Here is a 25,136-nt window from a genome sequence, read left to right as displayed (position 1 = left end):
TTGCGTAATCAGGTTTGATAAACCTGTGGAATCTCCTGAAGTCCTCCTTTACCATAGTAAGAACCCTATTGAATTGCTTGAAAGCTAAAATTTAAATTACGAAAATAAATTATTACTTTTTAAGAGATGAAAAGGAGATTAATTTACCGCTTTACACAAGCCTATTAATTTCTGTTTTGAAACAAAAAAAAACTTAGATCTGTTATCTTCTAAATAAATCCATTGTCCTTCTAATTTCATAAAAGGGTTCTAACCAAATGACAGGGGAAATAGCTTTTGTGTATCTTTGATGGTGAAAGGATTATCCTCTAAAAATAGATAAAACGCTTTCCTATTTTTCTAGCCATCCCTTGTTATTGCAAACATAATAAAAAAAGTAATACGTGGTTCAAAAATAAAGTTTTTTTAAGATTGTTATCGAACACATTTTTTTATTCCAATGATTCGATAAGAATATGAAGGATTCTTTCACCGCTTCTGCCATCCCAACGGTCAGGAATTCCACATTTTTTCCACTGTCCGGCCAGCATGTCATGAAGTGATTGGGCCAAGCTATCCGCATTCTCACCGACTAAAATATTACTTCCTACCGTTACCGTTTCAATATGTTCCGTATAGCTGTTCAGCGTGATACATGGGACACCGTTGAAACTGGCCTCTTCTGCCACATTACCACTGTCGGTGATAATTCCGGCAGCCTGTGCTGTCAGTTTACTGAAAGCAAGATAGGATTGTGGTTCGATCAGGTGGATAGCGCTCTTCTGATCTAACATTGATTGCACCGTTTGGAGCGCATCATTACGCAATGGGGCAAGCACCGGCACTCCGAACTCTTTTACCACCCTGTCAATAGCTCCGATCATTTGTCGTAAGTTGTTCTTATCTGCGATAAGAGCCTTACGATTTAGTGTAAAAATGAGATAGGGCAGTGGTTGTTTCTTATTGTCAGAGGCCGCTATGAGCATGTTCACATCTGCGGGAAGTTGTTGCGCAGCTATACGCTGATGATTGAATCTTAAATTATCTATGAGTATGTTGCCTACCATAAATACTTTCGATAATTCTGTTCCTGCTTTATTAGCGATGTTATTGTTGCTGAAACCGGCTGTAAAAAGAATGTCACTCAGTCCGTCAATAACCAGCCGGTTGATTTCTTTTGGCATGTTGATATCGAAGCTGCGTGTTCCTGCCGCAATGTGTGCCAAGATAATGCCTTGCTTTTTGGTGACAATAGCCGCGGCCATTGTACTGGCCAAATCGTCTACAACGACAACCATTTGGGTAGGATTGGTCTGAAGATAGTATTCAAATTTAGACATTACTTGGCCTGTCAGCTCATTCAGATTCTCGCAAACCACGTTCAGGAAAGTATCGGGACGGTCTATCTGTAGATCCGTGAAGAGAGAGTTTTCAAGAGTCGGATCGTTTTCTGCTCCTGCATACACAAGCGAATAGGCTATATCATGACCTTCGTTGCTGTAGTTTTTGATGGATCTGATTAGCGGAGCGACTTTCATAAAATTGGGACGAGCGCCACAAAATATACAAATCTTTTTCATTATTTTTCTCTAATACGTAAATAGTTATTAAAAATATGGACCTTTGATGAGGATGGATTATTGTGTGATTAGCGACAAGAATATCTTTCTACGCCTATTGACACAGGGGGCAAACGGAACTCTACTAAGTTATAATTGATGATAATCCGGAATATCTGCAAGGAGAATGTAGTTGTGGTGTGCATAATCTATTTTGCAGCAATAATGGTTTATACCGTTTGAGACCATCAGATAATTTACATGGAGCTGCGTATTGTATGCAAAAGCCTGGTCAAATACTTTCTGAGTGATGGGGATGGAGGGAGCTTTATATTCGATAATGATTTTAGGTTTTAGCTGTAAATCATACAACACACTGTCTGCTCTAAGCAGTTTACTTCCTATTTGGAGTTGTACTTCGTTTGCCATGAGCGCCTTGGGATAACCTTTATAATTGATAAGGTAATGGATGAAATGTTGCCTGACCCATTCTTCCGGGGTCAAAGCCACATAGCGCTTTCTTAAAATATCAAATATTTTAGGCTTTTCTTTTGTTCCGGACAGTTTCAAGTCAAAGCTTGGTAAGTTTAAACGATTCATTTCTTTGTTTTGTCTTCCATTCCTTTTTTTTACGCTATCTTTGCACAACAAGATATCTGTACAAAGATACGAAAAAAACATAGATATTGCAGCTCAGTCAAATTAAAATGTTAACACAGTAATGGCAGAGAAGAAAGTTGGTCCGTCTTACGACCTTATTATGAAAGATCTAAAAGCAAGAAAGTTTTCACCTATTTATATATTAATGGGTGAAGAATCTTATTATATAGATAAAATATCAGACTTTATTGCGGACAATATATTAAAACCCGAAGAGCGCGACTTCAACCAGTCGATTGTCTTTGGCTCTGACATGACTGCCGTTCAGATAGCTGATTTATCGAAAGGATATCCCATGATGGCTGAATATAGAGTCGTTATTGTAAAGGAAGCCCAAAACCTGAAATCGACTGACGCGTTGGAAAAATATTTCGAGCATCCGGTTCAAACGACGGTTTTAGTTTTATGTCATAAGAATGGCACGATCGATCGCCGCAAAAAATTGGTTGCCAAAGCGGAGCAAGCCGGTGGGGTTGTGTTCGAAAGCAAGAAACTATATGATAGAGAACTTCCGGGGTTTATTATTTCATATCTTCAGCAACAGAAAGCAACGATAGAACCAAAGGCCGCTCAAATGATGGCTGATCATATTGGGGCCGATCTGAACCGACTGACGTCGGAGCTTGATAAGGTTCTGATTTCTCTCTCCGAAAGTAATAAGAGAGTTACTCCGGAAATTGTAGAACGCGAAGTGGGCGTAAGTAAAGATTTCAATGCGTTCGAATTTAAAAACGCGATCATCAATCGGGATATTTTTAAGGCGAATCAAATTATGAAATATTTTGACAGTAATCCTAAGGCTGGTTCTATTTATGCTTTTCTTCCACTAATCTTTTCTTATTTCGAAAATCTGATGATAGCCTATTATGCTCCTCAACGAAATAATGAAAATAGTGTAGCGCAGTTTCTGGATCTGAGATCAGCATGGTCGGCAAAAGATTACATGATAGGGATGAGAAATTATTCCGGTGTAAAAACAATGCAAATAATTTCTAAAATTAGAGAGATAGATGCGAAAAGTAAGGGTATTCATAACCCTAATACGGGCCCTGGAGAGTTGATGAAAGAGCTTCTTTTCTTCATTTTCCACTAAAATTGCCACTTTTTTTCTCTATTTTAAGCTAAAATGAGTGCTCCAAAAGAGCACTTTTTTTTGGCTAATTGCCCATGGTATCAAGCAGTTAGCTACTAAAAACCCTATGCAGAATTCGATTATTTCAGACAATTCGAATCGTTGTTCAGAATTCTTCAAGCATTTCTATTTTTACGATTTTCGAACGTTGGAAATTTAGTGTTAGCATTCTTTTGCATTTCGGGTTGTGTAACGTGCGGCCGTTTTACAACGACAAATCAACAAATATAAACCAATAGAAAGGCAGGTTTAGCATTTTAAGAAGCTGTTTTAGCGTTTACGATCCTTGATTTGTTGTTTTAAATTGTTCGTTTCAATATCTATACGAATCTATATTCATTCCATCAATTTGCTATTAAATCACTAAAATTCAGAGATTTATGCCTATTTTGTGAATCTATATATACGTTTTTGTGTATAAATAGCTATTTTGAGTTTCGCTATAGGCGCTAATGCGCGCTTTAACATCTAAATATCTAAATAATAATCAGTTATTTGTCAGCTTTCTCTCAATTTGTAATTCGTAGCGTTTTAGCCCCAAAATATTTACATTTACAAACACAAATCTCCTTTTCGTTATATCGCCTTTCTTGGTTTGTATATTTAAAATTAAATTCTAATATTATACATCTATAAATATTCTAAGAATGCTTTGTGTATGTAATTTTTTTTCTTTACTTTTGTAAAATCAATAAAAAATGACTTATAACGCTCTATTTTACTACTTTTAGCTTATGAAAGATAGAATTAGGCAGATAATGGAAGGCTCTCACATGAACCAACAGACCTTCGCTCAGTTCATCGGAATGTCATCCGCTTCGCTTAGCAGCATCTTCACCGGACGAACCAAACCGACTATCAATATTGTAGAAGCAATCAAAAACAAGATCCCTTCTATCTCTACCGATTGGTTGTTGTTTGGTTTCGGAGATATGTATATTACGAAAGACAAGACTGATGAAACGTCTCAGAGTAATACACGCTCGTCTACAGAAGCACAGCTTGTAGATTTTGGAAGTGCGTCGCAGGGCACTCTACCCTCCCTTTTCGATCAGGCACCGGGTAAGGAACCGGCTTCCACTGCTCAACAACCTCAAAAAATAATTGTGAAAGAAATTGACAAAAAAGTGCGTCAGATTACAGAAATCCGCATCTTTTATGATGATCAAACCTGGGAAACTTTCGTACCCAAGAAATAAGAATAGTCACGTCCTTTTTTGTCATTCCATGCTTTTAGATTATCTTTGTTACATCTAAAGATAGCATAATGAAAAAGTACAACCTTGATCTTAAGATTTTATCTGTAGAGAGGCTGAGTGCAACGCATGTGGTTTTAAAATTAACCTCACCTGATCCTTTACCCCCTATGGTGCCTGGTCAGTTTGTGGAGTTGCTTGTTGATCATTCTTCAACAACCTTTCTACGCCGTCCTATTTCTATTAATTTTGTCGATATTGCTGCCAATGAGTTGTGGCTTCTCATTGCGGCTGTAGGCGATGGCACCCGCCGCTTGAGCAGTTTGTTGCCTGGCGATACGGTTAATTGTATTTTCCCATTAGGTAATGGCTTTACCATGCCCGCCAATCCTTCTTCCCGTGTGTTGCTTGTAGGCGGTGGTGTCGGTGTAGCCCCCCTGCTTTACTTTGGCAAAGCACTTCAGGAAGCTCACCATCATGCGACATTCTTGTTGGGCGCCCGGTCTGCTAAAGACTTGTTGGAGTTGGACCTATTTAATAAGTACGGGCGCGTGTACGTGACAACAGAAGACGGCAGTCAGGGCGAAAAAGGCTTTGTCACCGATCATTCCTTGCTTCAATCCGAGCGTTTTGACCAGATCAGCACTTGTGGTCCCAAGCCGATGATGGTTAGCGTGGCGCGCTATGCGCTCGAAAAAGGCATTTTCTGCGAGGCTTCATTAGAAAACAAGATGGCATGTGGGGTTGGCGCATGCCTCTGTTGCGTGGAGAAAACGGTTGAAGGCAATCAGTGTGTGTGTAAGGAGGGCCCGGTTTTTAACGTAAAAGATTTATTATGGCACGTTTGAATGTAGATATTAAGGATTTGCGCTTGAAGAATCCGGTGCTGACCGCTTCGGGAACGTTTGGTTATGGCCTTGAGTTTGCCGACTTTGTACCTTTGGATGAGCTTGGGGGTATTATTGTGAAAGGAACTACCCTTGCCCCTCGTGAAGGCAATGATTATCCTCGTATGGCCGAAACTCCAATGGGAATGCTTAATTGTGTTGGCTTGCAAAACAAAGGAGTCGATTTTTTCTGCGAGTCTATCTATCCGCAGATCAAAGAAATCCGGACAAATATGATTGTTAATGTCAGTGGGAGCAGTCCTGAGAATTACGCGGCTTGCGCTGAGCGAATTGCAACTTTAGACCGCATCCCGGCCATTGAACTTAATATCAGTTGCCCTAATGTCAAAGATGGCGGTATGGCTTTTGGCGTCACATGCCAGGGCGCTGCGAGTGTCGTGAGCGCTGTGCGCAAGGTTTATCCCAAGACGTTGATCGTTAAATTATCCCCTAATGTGACGAATATAGCCGACATCGCGCGTGCCTGCGAAGCTGAAGGGGCTGACAGTGTATCGTTGATCAATACGTTGATGGGTATGGCGGTTGACATAGAGAAGCGTCAACCGCTGTTGAGCATTCGTACCGGTGGGCTTAGTGGCCCCGCGGTTAAGCCCGTAGCGCTTCGTATGGTCTACGATGTCGCGCACGCGGTTAAAATTCCTGTTATAGGTTTGGGAGGCATTTCGAACGCTACTGACGCGCTCGAATTTATGATGTGTGGTGCTACAGCCATTGAAATTGGAACCGCCAATTTCATAGATCCGTCCGTTACTATGAAGGTTATCCGCGAAATGAACGCATGGCTCGACCGTCATGGTGTGCGTGATGTCAGAGAGATTATAGGCGTTATAGCTTAAAAATTGAGGGAGGGCATTTGCGCTCCCTCAACCAACACAAAAAACTAAACTAGACTTAACTAAACGATTTTGGTATTTTCTCAAATACCGTATCATCATTTGCAAAGGTACGACGAATTTTAATTATCCGGAATAGTAACCTTTTAAAAAAATCTATTATTTGTTTTTTACAGTTTAATTGCTTGGTTAAGGAGATAATTATCCAAGACAACCATAGCTGCCATAGCCTCTACGATTGGTACAGCTCTCGGCAAAACGCAGGGGTCATGGCGTCCTTGGGCTTTGAACGTAATACTTTTGCCATCTATATCCACCGTGTGTTGTGGCTGTAAAATGGTTGCCACCGGTTTGAAAGCCACTCTGAAGTAGATATCCTGACCATTGCTGATGCCGCCTTGTATGCCTCCGCTGTGGTTCGACAGCCAGGTAGGATTGTCGCTTTCAGTCATAACGTCGTTTTGTTCACTGCCCCGAGCGGTCACGCCGTCAAATCCTTCACCATATTCAAATCCCTTGGCCGCGTTGATACCAAGCATGGCCGCTCCCAGTTGGGCGTGGAGTTTGTTAAACTCCGGTTCACCCAGCCCCACAGGACACCCTTTGATGATACCCGTTATTACGCCGCCGATCGTATCGCCCGCTGTTTTTACCTCGTCGATGAGGGCTTCCATTTCGGTAGCTTTTTCTTTGTCCGGACATCTTACGGGGGTCTGTTCAATGAAGTCCAAGTTATATTTTCGGTAATCTTTCGCGAGTTTGATATGGCCAACCTGCGATGTATAAGCCTTGATCTCGATTCCCAACCGCCGCAGCGCCAATTTAGCCAGCGCGCCTCCTACGCATCTGGCCACCGTGATTCTGGCCGACGATCGGCCGCCACCTCTGTAATCTCTTATTCCAAATTTCTTAAAATATGTGTAATCCGCGTGAGATGGCCTGAAAAGATTACACATATTATCATAATCCTTACTATGCTGATTGGTATTTCTTACGATAAAACCGATGGGAGCGCCGGTCGATTTGCCTTCAAACACGCCGCTAAGGAGTTCTACTTTATCCGACTCTTTTCTACTTGTCGTCAGCTTACTTTGTCCCGGCCGCCGTCGATCCAGTTCCTTCTGAATGAAATCAAGATCAATCTCGACGCCTGCCGGCATGCCGTCGACAACGCCGCCCAGTGCCGTTCCATGACTTTCGCCAAAGGATGTCAGCGTGAATAGATTACCAAAAGTATTGCGCATCGTCTCTATTTCCCATGTTAATGGTTATTGCAGTTGCCACAGCCGCCATTCTGGCAGCCGCCTTCGCCACAGTTTCCGCCGCAGTTTCCGCCACCGCAGCTGCAACCATTTGACATGGAGTTTACGTAGGTAGCCATTTCTTCGGCCGACGCTTCATGAATTTTCTTTATTTCACCTTTGAAATGGAGTGTTTTGCCGGCCAACGGGTGGTTAAAATCCATTTTCACCGTAGTGTCGGTAATTTCCAACACATGTCCGTTGAAACGTTCTCCTTCCTGATTTTGCAGTGGAACGATGGCGCCTACATAGATATATTCGTCATCGAATTTACCGTTACGGATAAAAATCGATTTCTCCAAATCTGTTACATGATCGGCATGATAGTCGCCGTAGGCTTCAGAAGGGGCTATTTTGAAATCAAACTTTTCTCCTTCTTTCAGTTCGATCAATTGGTTTTCGAACGCTTCGAGCGCAATGCCCATTCCACTGATGAAGTCGAAAGGCTGTCCTTCGGCGGTTTCTTCCAATAGCTCGTTCTTGCCTTCGCTTACGTCATAAAGCTGGTATGAAGCGGCGATATACATGTTTTTTTTCATTTTCCATATCTATAGATAATATTTCTGATTCGTCTTTGCAAAGATACTGTAATTAGCTGGAATATAAAAGTTTACTTGTTGTTTTTTCGTTTTCGTAAGGAATTGCGGCTTATTCTGCAAAATAGGAAGTTTATAGTTTTATCTTTCTTCTTAAATGAAGTTTTATCCGTTATTTTGCTTCCGAATTGTTATCTTTTGGTTGATTTATGTCAATAATTCATGTTGTTTGCGCAAACAAGATACCAAAACGCTTGCCAATCTGCCAAACAGGTTGTACTTTTGTATCGTCTTCAGATGAAGACTATAGGATAATTAATAATAGGTAACGGGGCAATCGTTCGAAAAGAATATGCCCTTCGATACAAAAGGTAAAAAGATTATGAAGAAAATGATGATGACACTGGTAGCTTTGATGACCATGACCATGGCTTTCGCTGCCGACGAGAATGCAAACAATACGAACGTAGCAGCTGCTTACGATATGCGAGTGAACTACAATAGTTTGGCTTACGCGCTCAATTTGTCAGTCGACCAGCTCGAAAGTGTTAAGGATATTCACAGAACATTCTGCGTAGAAATGATGAATGCGGCCAATGCTTCTAAGGAAGAGAAAGCACAGATTGTTGACAAGGCTGTGATGAAAGATTTGAAGTATATGCGCTATGTTTTGGACAACGACCAGTATCGCAAATATGTCATGTTGCTGAACGCGACAATGAACAACCGAGGTTTGAAATAAGAAAATTTATAAGAGAGAGAATAAATTGAAAGGCTGCGGGTCATTTATTTGACTTGCGGCCTTTTTCGTTTCCCGGCCTTTTATTTTGCTTGCCACGAGAGGCTCTTGAAGGGCCTGAATCAGCGATAGATTCAAATAGTAAGTGCGACGCTTTTCGGTGCATAAAAGTTTATGAATTACCCCTGTTTTTGAGTGTATGAAGACAATAGAGTGATATTCGAGGGAGAGGGTAGTGCGAAAAGAGACAGGCGAAACGTGATGTCATGGCTGAATTATTTTTACAAATGCTTGTTATTGTGTAGCTTTATTCGGACGAAAGTTTTTTCGGCTTCAAATACGCGAATTTTGGGCCTGTTTTTAATTCGTTGATAATCAGGCTATTGCGTTTTTTCGCCCCGCCACCTCTGTGTTTGGACCTTCTCATCACTATGCTTTTGGCCCCTCAAAGGGCTGTTTTTGCGCTTCAAAAGCAGCCCTTTTGCATGCTCAAAGCAGCCCTTTGACCTTCTAAAAGCACTGCTTTTGTCTCTCGGAGTATGAAAATAGCTCGTCCGACACTGTTTTTTTGTCGTCCGAATCCATCGTTTTCGCCTTGTTTCTGTCTGGATTGCCATATTCAGACGAGCGTTTTTGAGTGAATAAAAATTGACAATCACCCTTGTTTTGAGCGATTCAAGGGGGTGGGTAATGCGCATGCCTTTTCATGAACATGGCCTTTATAAGGTATGCCTTGTTCGCGTGGCGTCAGCCGTAGGGGCGTGATTCATCACGTTCCGCCTGTTTGCGTTTCGCCCGGGCGCCCGGTCCATTGTCGTGGCGTGGGGCGTGATTGTTTGTTTCCCTGGAATTTCGGAACGTGATGAATCACGCCCCTACGCCTGACGGGTTGTCCGTTTCCGTGGATTCGGAACGTGATGAATCGCGCTTTGTCTCTCTTCTTTTCTTTATATGCTTATATTTGATTAGGTTGCCGAATCGGTAAAACGTTTAGAAAAACTATGGCAATTCGTTGGGTTGTTACAATATTTTATTATCTTTGTCATGTTTTAGACTACTATAGTGATATAGTTATTTGAAAGTATATACATTAAGTTTGCAATGAAAAAAGTCAAGTTTTTATTATTTACATTCGTTGCTGCCATATTGATGTCGGCATGTGGAACAACCTCTGTCGTACCCATCACGGGTCGCAAACACAATTTGTTGGTATCGGACGCCGAGATATTAAGTCTCAGTAATCAGGAATATAGCAAGTATATGCAGCGTGCCAAGCGCTCTTCCAATGCAACCAATACGGCCATGGTTCAGCGTGTAGGTAAGCGATTGGCTTCTGCCGTCGAGACTTATCTCGGGAATAACGGCATGGCTTCGGAAATTCAGAACTTCCAATGGGAGTTTAATCTCGTGGCCAGCAATGAAGTCAATGCCTTCTGTATGCCCGGTGGCAAGATCGTTGTTTACGAAGGGTTGCTGCCCATCACTCAGAACGAAGCCTCATTGGCCGTCGTGTTGGGCCATGAAATTGCTCATGCCGTAGCCAAGCACAGTGCCGAGCAGATGTCGAAGAAAATGCGCCAGCAGTATGCCACGCAGATTGGCGGGGCCGTCTTGGGCCAGGTAGCCGGGCAGAACACCGCGGCCATTGCCACGGCCATCGCGCAGCAGGGCTTCAGCTTTGCCAACCTGAAGTATAGCCGCGACGATGAGACCGAAGCCGACCACATCGGTCTGATCTTTGCGGCCATGGCCGGATATGATCCCGCCGTAGCCGTTCCGTTCTGGCAGCGTATGGCCACGCAGAGTGGCGGTAATCAGAATGACATGTTCAGCGACCACCCGTCCGACGCCAAGCGCATTGCTGCCATTCAGGCTCTATTGCCCACAGCCCGGCAGTATTATCGGGCTTCAGGTTATGCCCCTTCGCAGTTTGTTGTTTCAAAAACCGGAACAACAAAGAAGAGTGGTAGCACCGGTCATAAGTTTAAACGCAGATAGTTTAACCCCCTAATTAAATTTATATGGTAGAATACCTCATCTCCCATCTATGGCTTTTATGGACTATTATCATGTTCGTCTGTCTGATACTCGAATTGAGCTCGGGCGATTTCTATGTGACGTGTCTTGCCATCGGAGCCTTAGCCGCGGCTGTCTCCGCCGTTTTTCACTTGCCGTTCTGGATTCAGGTTATCGTGTGGGCTTTATGTTCTGTCTTGAGCATTTGGCTGATTCGTCCCCGGTTGCTCCGTCGGCTGCACGATAGGCAGCATGAACGGCTGAGCAATGCTGATGCCTTGATAGGCCGTGAGGGCACCGTCATAGAGTCCGTCGACCCTAATGGCTTTGGTTACGTGCAGGTGGATGGCGATGCCTGGAAAGCCGTCAGCACCGACGAAGCTACCATCCGTAAAGGTGAAAGAGTAAGAATTATTTCCCGCGACAGCATTATCGTGACTGTCGTTCGTGTTTAACCCCCGTCAGGTCTTCGGCCAATATGGCTCTCGTGCGGCTATCCCGGTTGAAGACTCGGCATTAACCCACAACTAATTATCATGGATATTATTGTAACTTATGTACTGATTGCCTTAGTTGTCTTGGCGCTTATTTTTGTCAAGAAAACCGTAGTGATTATTCCGCAGAGCGAAACGAAGATCATTGAGCGTCTCGGAAAGTATTACGCGACATTGTCGCCCGGCATCAACCTCATCATTCCGTTTATCGATCGGGCCAAGGAAATCGTGACAATGCGTGGCGGTCGCTATGTTTACACAAGCAACATCGACCTGCGTGAGCAAGTGTACGACTTCGATCGTCAGAATGTGATTACCAAGGATAACATTCAGATGCAGATCAACGCGCTGCTCTATTTTCAGATTGTCGACCCTTTCAAGGCTGTCTACGAAATCAACAACCTGCCCAACGCCATTGAAAAACTGACGCAGACAACGCTCCGTAATATCATCGGTGAAATGGAATTGGACCAAACACTGACCAGCCGTGACGTCATTAACACGAAATTGCGTGCCGTGTTGGACGATGCCACCAATAAGTGGGGTATCAAAGTGAACCGTGTGGAATTGCAGGACATCACTCCTCCGCAGAGTGTATTGTCGGCTATGGAGAAACAGATGCAGGCCGAACGCAACAAGCGTGCCACCATTCTGACGAGTGAAGGTCAGAAGCAGAGCGTCATTCTCCAGTCGGAGGGTGAGAAGACCTCTACCATCAACCGTGCCGAGGCTACCAAGCAACAGGCCATTCTTTATGCCGAGGGTGAGGCCACGGCCCGTATTCGTAAGGCCGAAGCCGAAGCCATCGCCATTCAGAAGATAACCGACGCTGTCGGCAGTAGCACGAATCCGGCTAATTATCTGCTGGCTCAAAAGTATATTCAGATGATGCAGGAACTGGCCCAAGGCGATAAGACCAAGACCGTCTACCTGCCTTACGAGGCTACCAACCTGCTGGGCAGCATTGGCGGAATCAAGGAACTCTTTACGTCGCCTGATTTTCATTCGGATAAATAAGAAAAGAGGGATGTGTCAACCAAATGACACATCCCTCTTTTCTTATATATGTTTTTTCTTTCTTTTCTACAACATATCCTCTTATTTCTCTTCCGGTGCCTTATCAATCAAGTCCATGAACTGATCGAGTTTCGGCGTGATGATGATTTGCGTACGGCGGTTGCGCTGTTTGCCCAGTTCGGTATCGTTGCTGGCGATAGGGTTGTATTCACCGCGTCCACCTGCGGTCAGTCGCTTCGGTTCTACGCCATAGCGATTCTGTAGATACTGAACAACGCTTGACGCGCGCAGGGCCGACAAGTCCCAGTTGTTTCGGATATTCTTCATGCTGGCCGCGGCTGAATTGACAGGCACGTTATCGGTGTTGCCTTCAATCAATACATCGTAGTCCCTGTAATCCATGATGATCTTGGCAATCTTGCTCAGTGTTTCCTCGGCCCGATCGTTGATCTCGTAGCTACCACTCTTATAGAGCATGTTGTCGGCCAGTGAGATATAGACAACGCCTTTCAAGACCTGAACATCGACTTCCTTCAACTCTTCCTTGCTCAGAGAGCGGGTTAGGTTGTTGGTGAGCACCATGTTCAGCGAGTCGCTCTTGCTCTTCACTTCTACCAAATGACGGATATACTGGTTGCTCTCGTTGATCTGGTCTACCAATTTTGAGATATTGATATTGTTGGAATTGGCGTTGCTCAAACTCTGGTCGAGCGATTTCTGCAGTCGTGCGTAATCATTTTTCTGTTGGGCCAACTGCTCTTCCAGACTGGCTACACGCGCTTTTGAAGCGGCCAACTCTTCTTTTGTATTCTGATAATTGGCTGTCAGTTCGCGATTTTCATTCTGGCAGTTCTCTAAATCCTTCTTGCTTGCGCAACTGCTGACGAGCAGAACACCGGTCAGCGCTGCTACGAATAATCCGTTTTTTCTCATATTGGTTTGCTTTTAGTTAATCATTTCCATGTAAGTTTATAGACCTTATATCGTTGTTGATAGGCCATCCATGTGTTTGCAAATATATAATAGAAGACAGGGAATAACTTCTAAAAGTTTAATGGTTTAGCTTATTTTAACCGCATGGGGCTTAAATTCAACATCTTTGACGTTTTTATAAACCTCTTTCTCTCGCGTCAGCGAGGTGAGGCCACCATCACCATGTCGGGTATAAACTTTCATTGTTGAATTATTTTTATTTGCGTTGCACAATGACATAGATGATGACGGGAGCGCCTATCAGTGGTGTCACTGCGTTGAGTGGAATGATTCCCGCCCGGCCCGGTAGTGAGCAGATGACATTGCAGAGTAGAGCCACGGCCATGCCACAAAGAATCGTTCCGGGAAGGAGCAACTGATGGTTGTCGGTGCGCAGCAACAGGCGAGCCATGTGGGGGACGGCCAACCCGATGAAGGCAATCGGTCCACAGAAAGCAGTGACGACAGCCGTCAGCAGTCCCGTAACGACAAGGAGCAGGCTACGGAAGCGCTTGATATTGAAACCAAGATTCTCTGCGTATTGTGTGCCGAGCAGCATGGCGTTGAGCGGTTTGACGAGCAGGATACCGGCCGCAAGTCCGGCCAGCGTGACCGATGCAAAGAGCGGCATTTGCGCCATCGAAACACTGCTGAAATTGCCCATGCCCCACACCATGTAACTTCTGACACCCTCTTCGGTAGCGAAGAAATTGAGCAACGAGATGGCCGAATTGGCCAAATAGCCGATCATCAGTCCGATGATAAGCAACATCACGTTGTTGCGTATCATGGAAGAGAATCCGAAGATGACAGCCGTGACGAGCATGGCGCCCGCGAAAGCCGCCAACAGGATGGCCACGTAACCAGTAAGGGTGACGCTGCCGGCTGTCAGGCTGCCGCCCATGGCCAGCATCACGAGGGCTACGCCCAGGCCCGCGCCGCTATTGATACCAAAGACGTCGGGACCGGCCAAGGGATTGCGAAAAGCCGTCTGGAGCATGAGTCCGCTCACCGCCAAGGCACCGCCGCTCAACAGAGCCGTGAGCGCTTGGGGCAGACGCGATTCTAAGACGATGAACTGCCACGACGGATTGCTGTCGACATGGCCCATCAGCAGCCGAACAACCTCGCCTGCGGGAATGCGGACGCTGCCCACCAACAGATTAAGCATGAAAAGCGGCAGAATGACCACCGCCATCACCACGCAATATCGTAGTCCTTTATTGTGCATTTAACCGATGATAATAACGTAACGGCCCCGGTTTCAGTTCAGGATGAAATATCGCGATCATGTCGCGCAGCACCCGGTCGGGATGAAATGAAGACTCTTCAAAATAGCGGTTCTTGTTGGTATCGGCCCCGTAAACCCGTCCCGTGCGGAAAGCTTTCATGGCCATATAACCATTGTATTCGGCTTGTAGCTCGGTCAAGGTGGCCGGATGGTCGCCATATTTATACAGCCACACGTCGGATTGGCCCGCGCCGTCGAGCACCTGTTCGAACGACAGACTTAGGGAGCCTGCGCTCCGATCGGCCCCAAAAGCGTATCGGCCGCCTGCGTCGGCGATGAGCCGGGCCATGAAACTACGACCTCCGGGTACGTACCACACGCCACCCGTTTTGCGTTCGGTGACGACCATGGGCCGACGGCGGGTCTTTTTGACCTTGGAGCACAATGCCTGATAGCTGTGGCTCACTCGGTCGAACAGCTGTCGTGCCTCGTCCTCCTTGCCGTAGAGCATGCCGTAGAAGCGCATCCACTCCGCCCGGCCCAACGGTGTGGCCTCCATATAGTCGGCCGCCTCGATGATGGGAATGCCTATCTCACGCAGTTTGTCGTAGCCTCCGTAGTTTTCGTAGGGCGAAACAATCAATGCCTGGGGCTTGACGGCTACCAGCCGTTCGATGTCGGCGCTCATGCCGTTGCCGCAATCGGCTACGCTGCCCGAGGCGGCACGCCGTTGCAGGTCGGGAATACGGATGTACTGCAGGTCGCACACGCCGTTGATGGCGTCCTGCGCCTGCAGGTCGTAGAGCAAACCGCAGTGTACCGTAGTGAAGACCACACTACGTCTGACGGGCGTATAGACGACCGTTCCCGCGGGCAAGGGGCCGGCCACGGCAGAGTCTTGCCGGGGAACGAGAACATAGCTGTGAAGTGTCTTGCCCTCATGCCAAGGGTCGGTAAGCGTCACGAGCGAATAGTGAGGATGCCTGACGATGGTAAGCAAACGGGCGAAGCGCAGCCGCAAGGTGTCTCCCGCTTCGGTGACGGCACTGTTTCGGTGACCGTTGCACGAGAAAAGGAAGGATAGGGCCGAGAAGAGGAACGCGAAACAAACTTTTCTCATAAACGATTTTCAATCGGGATTACTCCGTTACCACGCGAAAACCGGCATTGAAGAAGACGGCTACAGGGCCGACACCCACATTATAAGTGGCAGTCTTGGTCCCGGAAATCTTATACAGATTCACGTAGCCATCGGCATTGTAATCAGGTCCGTTGCCATCCTGGCTCTTGTGATAAGACATGATGAAGACATTACCGCGTACCGGATCAATTTTGGCGCCGCAAGGAAACTCCACTTTGTCGGTCAAGTCCCAGCTTTTCGTCGCGTTTTCGGTCGGAGAATAGATGGAATAGGTAGCTTCTTTCCCGTAAGGCGCGTTGATAATCATGAAGACGCCTTTGAACACGGCTACGTAGTTGGCGTCGGCCACTTTCTCCGAAGTCGATAAGTCCGTGTTGAGACGACGCAGGTTGTTTTCGGTCAAAGCAGCCCAGGTATTGGGGTCGTATGTGGCCCAGTCGAGCACATAGAGCCGGCGGTCGTTGCCGATATAGAAGCCTTGCGGGTTGTTGACGCCCTTTACGTCCTTGGTAGTTACGGAACCGTTGTCCAGATTGATGACGGAAATATTGCCGCCGCCCTTGCCATAATTTGAATTGGCTACGAACAGGCTGTTGCCCGAAACCACCAGCATACCCTCTGGATAGTTGCCCACCTTATACTTGGCCGCAAGTTTGAAGTCGACCGTATCGATGGCCGCGACGACACCGCCAAAGGTGCTGACATACACTTTGCCGTTGTCGGCTACGACGTGACGGGGCGACTTTCCTTCGGTCGTGCCCAGCAGTTCAGTCGTCTTGATTTGCTTCAGCCGCTTGAAAGTAGTCTTGTCGAGCACCTCCACGGTGTTCTCCTGATCCACGGCCACGTAAATTTTGTTGCCGTAAACGAGGCCGTCGTTAGGCGTATTGCCCAGACTCACGCCATTGGCAGTCTGGAAAACCTTCTGTGTTGCCTTGTTGGTCTTGTAGTCGACGAAAGTCAGCGAACCGTCGATTTTATTAGTCATATTACCGCTATTTACGATAAAGGCGCCTTCGCTGTAGAGCTGTATGCCCGTTATGGGATTGTCATCATTGTCACAAGCGGTGAAGAGGGCCGTTGCGACCACCAGCATCGTTAATCTAAAGAATAATTTTTTCATTTTTGTTTATAAATTAATGGATTGTGAATATTTTCGTTTAGTGGCTCCGGTCCCACGTGAGGGTCAGCATAAGCCGGCGGCCGGGCATGGGGTAGTGGGCTACAATCTCGTATTGCGTGTTGAAAAGATTCTGCAGGTCGAGCCGGGCAGTGATAGGGTGGCGGCCGACGGTAATACTGCGGTAAAGCGTAGCGCCCACGTCCGTATAGGCTTTCATGTCGGTGCCCGCGTAATGGTTGTTCGTGGCCCAGGCGCGGCTCACGCCCGTGGCATTCAGACTGACGTTGACCCACGGATTTTGCCACCCCATGGCCATGTTGCCCGAGTGTTCGGGCGTGTAGGCTATCTGTCGGCCATAGTAGTCGGACAGCCTGTTGGTGCGGTTCGCGGCACGCAGATAGCTGTAGTTCGCGGCCATGGTCAGCGTGTGGCATTTACTTAGGCGACGCTCCCAACGGGCGGTAGCGTCTACGCCCAGCATCTCGACCTTGCCCATGTTGATGTTTTGCCATATAAACATATTATAAGGTATGGCGACAATCTTGTCGGTCACGTGATTGAGATAGCCGTCCAGCGTCAAGGTACAGTGGCCGTGACGAAGCGTCTTGTCGTAGGTGAGCCCCAGATTAAGCTGGTCGGTCGACTCCGGCTTGAGGTCTCTGCTGCCGTAATGGGCATAATAACTTTCGTTGAAGTTGGGCGCTCGGAAGATGTTCTTATAAGCCAGGCGGATGAAAAGAAGCTCATCGGGCAGCAGCCGATACGACAACGAAAACGAAGGAGACAGCCGCTTCATGTCGGCGGAGGCTTCCGCTCGCTTATTGCCGTTGAGATAGAGCGAATACATCAGGCGACCGACGGCCATCAGGCGGTCGCGCCGGTAGCGAAGGGCCAGGGTCTGCAACCACGAATTGCGATAAGGCCGGCCGTAAAGATTCTTGCTGCTGTTGAGATTGGCATGGCTGAAGTCGACGGAATAGTCGGCAGCCAGCCATGCCGAAGGGTGCCACAACACGCACATGTTGGCATAATATTCGCGTTGCCGGTAGCGGGCGTCGTTCACGTCGTCGGGATAGTTGCCGTCGACGTAACTGCTTTCGGCCCAATCTGCCTTGGCGTTCCACTTCAGCCGCCACAGCCTGTTCACGATATATTGGTAGGTGAGCTGGCCGAAGGCATTGCGCTCGTGCAGGCGTTCGCGATTCAAATTGGTATAATATCTGACGATACCGGGCAGCAGACGGTCGTTGTCGTAATAATAGAACTTGCCGTTCAACCGGTGGCTGTCGGTTTTCAGCATGAAGTTCACCTCGCCGTGACCGCTGTTCATGCGGCTGTTGGCGCGTCGGTCGCTCACGGTTTCGGTGCCGTTTCGGATGGTATAGGGGTAATGGTTGTCCGCATGCAGGTATTCGAGGGTGGTGGAAAGGAAGAAGTGTGGGGTGAAACGGTGTTGCCAGCTGACGAATGGGCTGACGTAGCCGAAGCTCCCGGTTTTAAGTTCGGCCCGGAGCGCGGTCGTTTGAAGGGATTCTGATAGCTGCAAAGTGTTGATATTCAACATAGCCACTCTGCTTCCGTAGCGTGCCGGAACAAAGATGTCGCTGCCGTCACCCACCGAAAGGGAGATATCTTTCAGGTTGGTCAACGAGTAGCGCGACAGATCGATCTGTCCGCTTTGCCCGTCGCCAAGCATGATGCCGTCATAGCTCACGCCGGTATGCTGCGCTCCGAAGCCTCTGACGCTTACGGTTTTCATGCCTCCCGCACCGCCATAGTCTTTCAGATTGACGCCGGGCAGCCGATGTATGGCGTCGGCAAAATCAGCGATCCCTAATCTCTGAAAGCTTTCGCGGTCGAGCAGCCGCGTGGCATTGCCGCTCGCTACGCTTTCGGCAACGCGATGACGCTCGATGACGACGCCGTCCAGCTGATGTGTTTTGCCGGTGTCGACAGGCAAAGCCAAAGCTCCGCAGACGAATAATGCAGGTAATGACATAGAAAGAAAAACATATCTTGGCTCTCCTCGAGACCGGAAAACATGGAAATTCGATTGGCAGCAGCGGGACCGTGCGTGACTCTCACATGTTTCCCTTTTTAATCAATGGCATGAACCAACCGTGATTGCGAAGTTACGACTTTCCAAAATGAAAACCAATGAAAACACGACTTTTTTCCTAAAATCGTGAAGTATCCGTGATTTTTGTCAGAAAAAACTACCTGATTTTAACACTTCCACAACGCTTCATCCGGCTGCCGGCACGCCGAAAAAGTCCTTCGCTTTGCCGATTTTGATACCCTTTTATGCCCAAAGCTGTCCTTTTATCGGCTCAAAGCGTAGCGATTACACGGTCAAAGCATAGCTTTTAGCCGATGAAAGGGCCGCGATTACGGCCTAAAAGCATAGCTATTAAAGGTAAAAAAGCAAAGGAGAAACGCCCATAAAAATACAATATGTTGATAATCAGCGGTTTATAAAGTCGCGCAAAAATCGCTTATTTTCGTCCAAGTCTTTTCTTTTTCCAAATAATGCCACTTTTTTGATGGTATATGTAAAGATAATTCAGGATGCGGTAGATATCATTGATACTTGTAAACCTGTCCCCATTAATTTTCTACTGACCCCGTTTTTTTGCTCTCAACGACGATTTTTGATGAAAACGTCGAACGTTTTTCGTTCCCAACGATGATTTTCGGGGAAAAATATACGATTCTTTCTTTTGTATATAATGGGAATATACTACCTTTGTCATACAATATAATACCATTTCAATAGCTTTTCTTACGGAAGCTATCCTGATATTCCATTAAAAACATTATTTTAAAAAGTATAGAAACATGCAAGAAACAATTCACAAAGTGCTTTCCGGTGACTTCAACAAGCGCAAAGCACTGATGTTTGCCGTCACGGCACTCATCACCCTGATTGTCTGGAATTTGCCCATTATCTGTTTTGGGATAGATGGGCTCACCGTAGTCCAGCAACGTGTCATCGCCATCTTTGTCATGGCCGTTCTCCTTTGGTTGACGGAAGCGATTCCGTCTTGGGCCACCTCCATCGTCATCATCTTCGTTCTCCTCTTCTGCGTATCCGATTCCGCATTTAATTTCCTGCAAGGCGCAGAGGGGGAATACGGAGAATTGCTCGATTATCAAGGCGTCATGTCATGCTTCGCCGATCCTACTATCATCCTTTTCCTCGGTGGTTTTGTGCTGGCGATCGCGGCGACGAAGAGCGGTCTCGACGTCATGATGGCCAAGACGCTGATGGCTCCCTTTGGTAAGAAAAGCGAGAATGTGCTTTTGGGCTTCCTCATCATTACAGGCGTTTTCTCGATGTTTATTTCCAACACGGCTACCGCAGCGATGATGTTGACTTTCCTGACGCCTGTGTTCAAGGCGCTGCCCGCCAATGGAAAAGGTCGTATTGCCCTGACGATGGCCATTCCCATCGGCGCCAACCTCGGCGGCATGGGAACTCCCATCGGAACGCCACCCAATGCCTTTGCCTATAAAGTGCTCAACGACCCTGCCGGCATGAATATGGGAATCAGTTTCGGCCAGTGGATGATGATTATGGCACCGATGGTAATCATTCTTTTGATCATTGCCTGGCGGCTTTTGATCAAGTTCTTCCCATTCAGCCAAAAGACCATCGAACTTCAGATCGAAGGTGAAGTTTCTCATAACTGGCGTACCATCGTCGTTGCCGTAACGTTTATTCTGACCATTATCCTCTGGGTATTCGGCAAGAAACTGGGCATTAACGCCAATACGGTGGCCATGTTGCCGATTGCCGTATTTGCTTTTACGGGCGTCATCACGTCGAGGGATCTGCAGGATATCGACTGGGCCGTCATCTGGATGGTGGCCGGTGGCTTTGCCTTGGGTAACGCCATGAACCAGACAGGCTTGGCAGCTAATGCCGTCAACAGCATTCCGTTCGGCGAGTTCAATCCTATCGTTATCTTGGTCATCAGCGGTTTGGTTTGCTTCGCGTTGAGTAACTTTATCTCAAACACGGCTACGGCAGCCCTTCTGATTCCCATTTTGACAGTTGTTTGCGTTGGTATGGGAGACAAATTGGGTATGATCGGCGGAACGCCTACCGTATTAATCGGTATTGCCGTCGCCGCAAGTTGCGCCATGTCACTGCCCATCTCAACGCCGCCGAATGCCATCGCCTATTCTACGGGACTTATTGACCAGAAAGATATGGCAAAAGTGGGGGTAACCGTTGGTATTATTGGTTTGATTTTGGGTTACGGCCTGCTGATCGTGTTTGGAAAATTAGGTATCTTCTAAGAACCGACAAATTATATGACATAAAAAATCCCGGTGCGTTGGCACCGGGATTTTTTTTATTTGAATGGTAATTCGCAAAACCTTCTTAGGAAATCGGATTACTTAACGTAAACGACCGCAAGGCGGTTAGATGTATTACCCTGAACACCCTTACCTGTTGCCTCGTCAACGATTACACCTCTATCCTGCAGATACTTGGCTACAACATCAGCACGAGCCTGAGAAAGCTTGTCGTTGATTTCTTTCGAGCCTTCGGGAGATGCCGTTCCTACAACCTGAACATGCTTAGCCGCGTCAATACTCTTAAGAGCTTTCTTAGCTTCTCTTGTTAATTCTGACTTACCTTGGGCAAATGTTACGAAAACAAGATTTTCAACCTTCACAATCTGTGGCGCGGATTCCTTGATCTTTATCACTTCTTTTACAACCTCTTTAGGCTTCTGAGCCAACTCATTGCGAAGTTTGTTAATCTGATCGTTTAAAGCATCAACTTCTGCCTGATTACGACGTTCGGTAATTGTAAAGTTATGCGTGGCGTTAGAGTTCTTGAACTTGTAAACAATGCCTGCATTTACTTGGAAGAAAGAGTTGTTGATATTAAAGGCAGGTTGGCCTTCGTGAGTAGAAGTCTTATAACCATAAGTTGGGGTTGTGATTTCTTGCCCGTTGACAGTAACGGTAGAAGCCTTGCCTAAGAACGCCCAGTTCATAGAAGGTTCTACATAGAATTGCCATTGCTTGGCAGAACCGAAATTGAAAGCGAAATCAAGACCGACTTTAGAAGTCATGCGATTGCGATTAACCCTTTCAAAGTTCTTGTCATTGGTAAATACATGAGCCCAACCGATACCGGTTACCGTACTAACTTCAAATACACGTGGCTCACTCTTGTAGCCACCAAACCAGTTTGAAAAGTTTACGGTACCCAAAAGATTGGTGTTCAGCGCACGAATGGCTGTGCCTGTTGAAGCCCATGGCTTGTTTGAAAAATAGGCATTGCTCTCTACTGCCAAACCAAATACAGGGGTAAGATAACGTCCCAAGCGGATACCAAAGTTAGGATTAAGGCCTTTCATCCACGCATGGTCAGTTGTCTTTGTGGCCAGACCACCATTAATACCTAAATAAACATTGTCAAATGTCTTACTCTCCGTAACAGTTTGAGCGGAAGCTGAAACTGTCATTGTTGCAATAGCTGCAAATAACATTAACTTTTTCATGTCTCTCTAATACTTTTAATAAATTACTAAAAATGATCCTTATTATATAATAATACGAATATAAATATGCTTCTATTTAATCAAAATCATATTTTTGCTGATCATGATTTTTCTATAAAGCGCTGCAAAGTAATTAAATAATCCTGGAAATACCAAAAATATATTACAAAAAACGTGTTAAATAATACTTTTTCCGATAACATAACTTAAATAAGTACCTAAAAGCCTTGAGCATGAGGGCGACAAATGGGATCAGTTGAACAATCAAAATACAAATGCGAGGTGGTTTTTCATCTAATAAAAAAGCAGCCCCGCATCACTGCGAACCTGCCCCAAAATTAGAGAGTTATAAAAAAATCAAGTATTGTAATAATCTTAATATATTATTATTATGCTATTGATAGTATTCTTTCTTTCCTGCAGCCAATGTATTCTTCATCAAAGAGCAGATTGTCATAGGGCCAACTCCGCCGGGAACCGGGGTTATATAGCTGCATTTAGGCGCAACCTTCTCGAAATCGACGTCGCCACTGAGCCTGAAACCACTCTTTCGTGTTGCGTCAGAAACTCTTGTTGTACCCACGTCTATAATGACCGCGCCGTTTTTAACCATATCGGCCGTTACAAAATTTGGACAGCCAATCGCTGCAATGATAATATCAGCTTCGCGGCATTCTTTCTTCAAATCGGCCGAATGGCTATGGCAAACGGCCACCGTGGCGTCGCCATATTGCTTTTGCATCATCAGCTGGGCCATGGGTTTGCCAACGATATTACTTCGTCCCAAAACGACACACTTCTTTCCGGAAGTCTGAATTCCATAGTGCTGTAAGAGGGTCAGGATTCCTAAAGGAGTGGCACTGATGAAACATGGCAGACCGATTGCCATTCTACCGACATTAATGGGATGAAAACCATCCACATCTTTCTTGTAGTCAATCGCCATGATAATCTTTTGCTCGTCGATATGTTTGGGCAAAGGCAGTTGTACGATAAAGCCATCTACATCCTCATCATGGTTCAGTTTGTCGACGCAAGCCAATAACGCTTCTTCCGTAATGTCGTCTTCGTAGCGAATCAGGGTTGACTTGAAGCCACATTGTTCACAAGCGATCACCTTATTCTTTACATAAGTCTCGCTTCCGCCATCATGGCCTACGAGAATAGCTGCCAAATGGGGTTGTTTCCCTCCCTTAGCAACCATCTCCTTCACTTCTTCCGCTATTTGTGCCTTAATGGTTGCGGCAGTTGCTTTACCGTCAATTAATGTCATCTTTGCATTCCTTTCATTTGCCGCATCATGTTAGCCATACCGTTACCCGTGACCATCTTCATCATCTTGCGGGTCTGATCAAACTGTTTAATCAGACGGTTTACCTCCTGAATATTAGTACCGGATCCCTTGGCAATACGCTGACGACGGCTCGTATTCAATACTTCTGGGTTCGTACGCTCTTTTGGAGTCATGCTTTGGATCATTGCTTCAATACCCTTAAAGGCATTGTCATCAATATCAACATCCTTTATCGCCTTTCCTACACCTGGAATCATACTTGCCAAATCTTTCAGATTACCCATCTTCTTGATTTGCTGTATCTGATTCAGGAAATCATTGAAGTCGAATTTATTCTTCTGAATCTTCTTTTGGAGCTTACGAGCTTCTTCCTCGTCGAACTGCTCCTGCGCACGTTCTACCAATGATACAACGTCACCCATACCCAAGATACGGTCGGCCATACGCTCCGGATGGAACACGTCAATGGCTTCCATCTTTTCGCCCGTACCAATAAACTTGATAGGTTTCGTAACAACCGTACGAACACTTAAAGCCGCACCACCACGGGTATCACCGTCGAGCTTTGTCAGAACAACACCATCAAAATCCAAACGGTCATTAAATACCTTAGCTGTATTGACGGCATCCTGACCCGTCATTGAGTCGACAACAAATAAAGTCTCATCGGGCCGGATGGCATTCTTGAGATTCGAAATCTCTGCCATCATCTCTTCATCCACAGCCAATCGCCCTGCCGTATCGACAATAATCACATCATTGCCTTTGGCTTTAGCCTGTTGGATAGCGTGGTTGGCTATCTCTACGACATTCTTGTTCTCCGGTTCGGAATAAACCTCGACACCTACCTGTTCTCCAACAACTTTCAGCTGTTCAATAGCTGCCGGACGATACACGTCACAAGCCACCAGTAAAGGATTCTTATTCTTTTTCTTCTTTAGCAGATTTGCAAGTTTACCGCTAAAAGTGGTTTTACCGGAACCTTGAAGACCACTCATGAGAATGATGGACAAACGACCATCCAGATGCAAAGGAGCTTCTTCGCCACCCATTAGTTGGGCCAATTCATCATGAACGATCTTCACCATCAATTGGCCAGGCTTTACAGCCGTGAGCACGTTCATGCCCAACGCTTTCTGCTTTACGTTATCGGTAAAGCTTTTGGCTACTTTATAATTCACGTCGGCATCCAATAATGCACGGCGCACGTCCTTTAAGGTCTCGGCAACATTAATTTCTGTAATCTTACCTTCACCTTTCAGTATTTTAAACGACCTTTCAAGTCTGTCGCTAAGATTCTCAAACATAAAATTCAATGTGATTTATGGAAGCTCCATTAAGATGTACACAAAATTACATAATATTACACAATATATTAATGATTCACGAAAATAAAATATATTATTTAAAATATTTTAAGTGTATATCCAATAGTGTCCTAAATAATTTTTGTGAAAACGCATACAAAGTTGCATCAAAT

General features: G+C 45.9%; 21 protein-coding genes. 9 read left to right on the top strand and 12 right to left on the bottom strand.

Going from position 1 to position 25,136, the window contains the following annotated elements; all coding sequences use genetic code 11:
• Positions 1-431 precede the first annotated feature (431 nt).
• On the bottom strand, positions 432-1,559 hold the full coding sequence (locus tag JHU38_RS09035; RefSeq protein WP_107582943.1) for a UDP-N-acetyl glucosamine 2-epimerase: 1,128 nt from the start codon (positions 1,557-1,559) through the stop codon (positions 432-434).
• A gap of 129 nt (positions 1,560-1,688) precedes the next feature.
• On the bottom strand, positions 1,689-2,138 hold the full coding sequence (locus JHU38_RS09030) for a type I restriction enzyme HsdR N-terminal domain-containing protein (protein ID WP_107583206.1): 450 nt from the start codon (positions 2,136-2,138) through the stop codon (positions 1,689-1,691).
• A gap of 121 nt (positions 2,139-2,259) precedes the next feature.
• Here JHU38_RS09030 and holA point away from each other — a divergent pair, with 121 nt between their 5' ends.
• The 4 genes from holA to JHU38_RS09010 all read left to right on the top strand — a co-directional run bounded on the left by holA (position 2,260) and on the right by JHU38_RS09010 (position 6,270).
• Complete coding sequence (gene holA / locus JHU38_RS09025; protein ID WP_107582941.1) at positions 2,260-3,291, top strand: DNA polymerase III subunit delta; 1,032 nt, start codon at positions 2,260-2,262, stop codon at positions 3,289-3,291.
• 773 nt (positions 3,292-4,064) lie between these two features.
• Positions 4,065-4,529 carry a helix-turn-helix domain-containing protein gene (locus JHU38_RS09020; protein WP_107582939.1) on the top strand — a complete coding sequence of 155 codons (465 nt, stop codon included), beginning with the start codon at positions 4,065-4,067 and terminating at the stop codon, positions 4,527-4,529.
• A 68-nt stretch (positions 4,530-4,597) separates the two neighbouring features.
• Positions 4,598-5,374 (top strand): dihydroorotate dehydrogenase electron transfer subunit, encoded by a 777-nt coding sequence (locus JHU38_RS09015; RefSeq protein WP_107582937.1) that lies wholly within the window; start codon positions 4,598-4,600, stop codon positions 5,372-5,374.
• A complete protein-coding gene (locus JHU38_RS09010) occupies positions 5,362-6,270 on the top strand; it encodes a dihydroorotate dehydrogenase (protein WP_107582936.1) in 909 nt (302 codons plus the stop codon). Before JHU38_RS09015 ends, JHU38_RS09010 begins: the two co-directional genes overlap by 13 nt.
• Before the next feature lie 167 nt (positions 6,271-6,437).
• On the opposite strand, the gene aroC is transcribed toward JHU38_RS09010, so the two are convergent.
• Together aroC and JHU38_RS09000 are read right to left on the bottom strand one after the other, a co-directional pair.
• The gene (gene aroC, locus JHU38_RS09005; RefSeq protein ID WP_107582934.1) at positions 6,438-7,511 is read right to left on the bottom strand and encodes a chorismate synthase; all 1,074 of its coding nucleotides are present in this window, start codon (positions 7,509-7,511) and stop codon (positions 6,438-6,440) included.
• 17 nt (positions 7,512-7,528) lie between these two features.
• Positions 7,529-8,107, bottom strand: a complete 579-nt coding sequence (locus JHU38_RS09000; RefSeq protein ID WP_107582932.1) for an FKBP-type peptidyl-prolyl cis-trans isomerase — start codon at positions 8,105-8,107, stop codon at positions 7,529-7,531.
• 379 nt (positions 8,108-8,486) lie between these two features.
• Between JHU38_RS09000 and JHU38_RS08995 the strand changes: the two genes are divergently transcribed.
• From JHU38_RS08995 to JHU38_RS08980, 4 genes are all read left to right on the top strand, one after another.
• Complete coding sequence (locus JHU38_RS08995; RefSeq protein WP_107582930.1) at positions 8,487-8,846, top strand: hypothetical protein; 360 nt, start codon at positions 8,487-8,489, stop codon at positions 8,844-8,846.
• A 1,098-nt stretch (positions 8,847-9,944) separates the two neighbouring features.
• Positions 9,945-10,841, top strand: coding sequence for a M48 family metallopeptidase (locus tag JHU38_RS08990; RefSeq protein WP_107582926.1), 897 nt, complete (start codon positions 9,945-9,947; stop codon positions 10,839-10,841).
• 23 nt (positions 10,842-10,864) lie between these two features.
• The gene (locus tag JHU38_RS08985) at positions 10,865-11,314 is read left to right on the top strand and encodes an NfeD family protein (protein ID WP_107582924.1); all 450 of its coding nucleotides are present in this window, start codon (positions 10,865-10,867) and stop codon (positions 11,312-11,314) included.
• An 81-nt stretch (positions 11,315-11,395) separates the two neighbouring features.
• A complete protein-coding gene (locus tag JHU38_RS08980; RefSeq protein ID WP_107582922.1) occupies positions 11,396-12,370 on the top strand; it encodes an SPFH domain-containing protein in 975 nt (324 codons plus the stop codon).
• A gap of 81 nt (positions 12,371-12,451) precedes the next feature.
• On the opposite strand, the gene JHU38_RS08975 is transcribed toward JHU38_RS08980, so the two are convergent.
• The 5 genes from JHU38_RS08975 to JHU38_RS08955 all read right to left on the bottom strand — a co-directional run bounded on the left by JHU38_RS08975 (position 12,452) and on the right by JHU38_RS08955 (position 18,836).
• Positions 12,452-13,303 (bottom strand): OmpA/MotB family protein, encoded by an 852-nt coding sequence (locus JHU38_RS08975; protein WP_107582921.1) that lies wholly within the window; start codon positions 13,301-13,303, stop codon positions 12,452-12,454.
• A 256-nt stretch (positions 13,304-13,559) separates the two neighbouring features.
• Positions 13,560-14,573, bottom strand: coding sequence for an iron ABC transporter permease (locus JHU38_RS08970; RefSeq protein WP_107582919.1), 1,014 nt, complete (start codon positions 14,571-14,573; stop codon positions 13,560-13,562).
• Positions 14,563-15,693: an ABC transporter substrate-binding protein gene (locus JHU38_RS08965; protein WP_107582918.1), complete on the bottom strand. Its 1,131-nt coding sequence runs from the start codon at positions 15,691-15,693 to the stop codon at positions 14,563-14,565. Before JHU38_RS08965 ends, JHU38_RS08970 begins: the two co-directional genes overlap by 11 nt.
• 19 nt (positions 15,694-15,712) lie before the next feature.
• Entirely contained in the window at positions 15,713-16,837 is a 1,125-nt protein-coding gene (locus tag JHU38_RS08960) for a YncE family protein (protein WP_146157029.1), read from the bottom strand.
• A gap of 37 nt (positions 16,838-16,874) precedes the next feature.
• Positions 16,875-18,836 carry a TonB-dependent receptor plug domain-containing protein gene (locus JHU38_RS08955; RefSeq protein ID WP_107582914.1) on the bottom strand — a complete coding sequence of 654 codons (1,962 nt, stop codon included), beginning with the start codon at positions 18,834-18,836 and terminating at the stop codon, positions 16,875-16,877.
• A gap of 839 nt (positions 18,837-19,675) precedes the next feature.
• Here JHU38_RS08955 and JHU38_RS08950 point away from each other — a divergent pair.
• A complete protein-coding gene (locus JHU38_RS08950) occupies positions 19,676-21,142 on the top strand; it encodes an SLC13 family permease (RefSeq protein WP_107582912.1) in 1,467 nt (488 codons plus the stop codon).
• 98 nt (positions 21,143-21,240) lie between these two features.
• On the opposite strand, the gene JHU38_RS08945 is transcribed toward JHU38_RS08950, so the two are convergent.
• From JHU38_RS08945 to ffh, 3 genes are all read right to left on the bottom strand, one after another.
• Entirely contained in the window at positions 21,241-22,362 is a 1,122-nt protein-coding gene (locus JHU38_RS08945; RefSeq protein WP_107582910.1) for an OmpA family protein, read from the bottom strand.
• Positions 22,363-22,756: 394 nt separating this feature from the next.
• Positions 22,757-23,635, bottom strand: a complete 879-nt coding sequence (gene folD, locus JHU38_RS08940; RefSeq protein ID WP_107582908.1) for a bifunctional methylenetetrahydrofolate dehydrogenase/methenyltetrahydrofolate cyclohydrolase FolD — start codon at positions 23,633-23,635, stop codon at positions 22,757-22,759.
• Positions 23,632-24,963 carry a signal recognition particle protein gene (gene ffh, locus JHU38_RS08935; RefSeq protein WP_107583204.1) on the bottom strand — a complete coding sequence of 444 codons (1,332 nt, stop codon included), beginning with the start codon at positions 24,961-24,963 and terminating at the stop codon, positions 23,632-23,634. The genes folD and ffh overlap by 4 nt, the downstream gene beginning before the upstream one ends.
• Positions 24,964-25,136 lie beyond the last annotated feature (173 nt).

The sequence above is a fragment of the Prevotella illustrans genome, assembly GCF_017426725.1.
Classification (GTDB): domain Bacteria; phylum Bacteroidota; class Bacteroidia; order Bacteroidales; family Bacteroidaceae; genus Prevotella; species Prevotella illustrans.
This window is presented reverse-complemented; position numbering and strand designations above follow the sequence as displayed.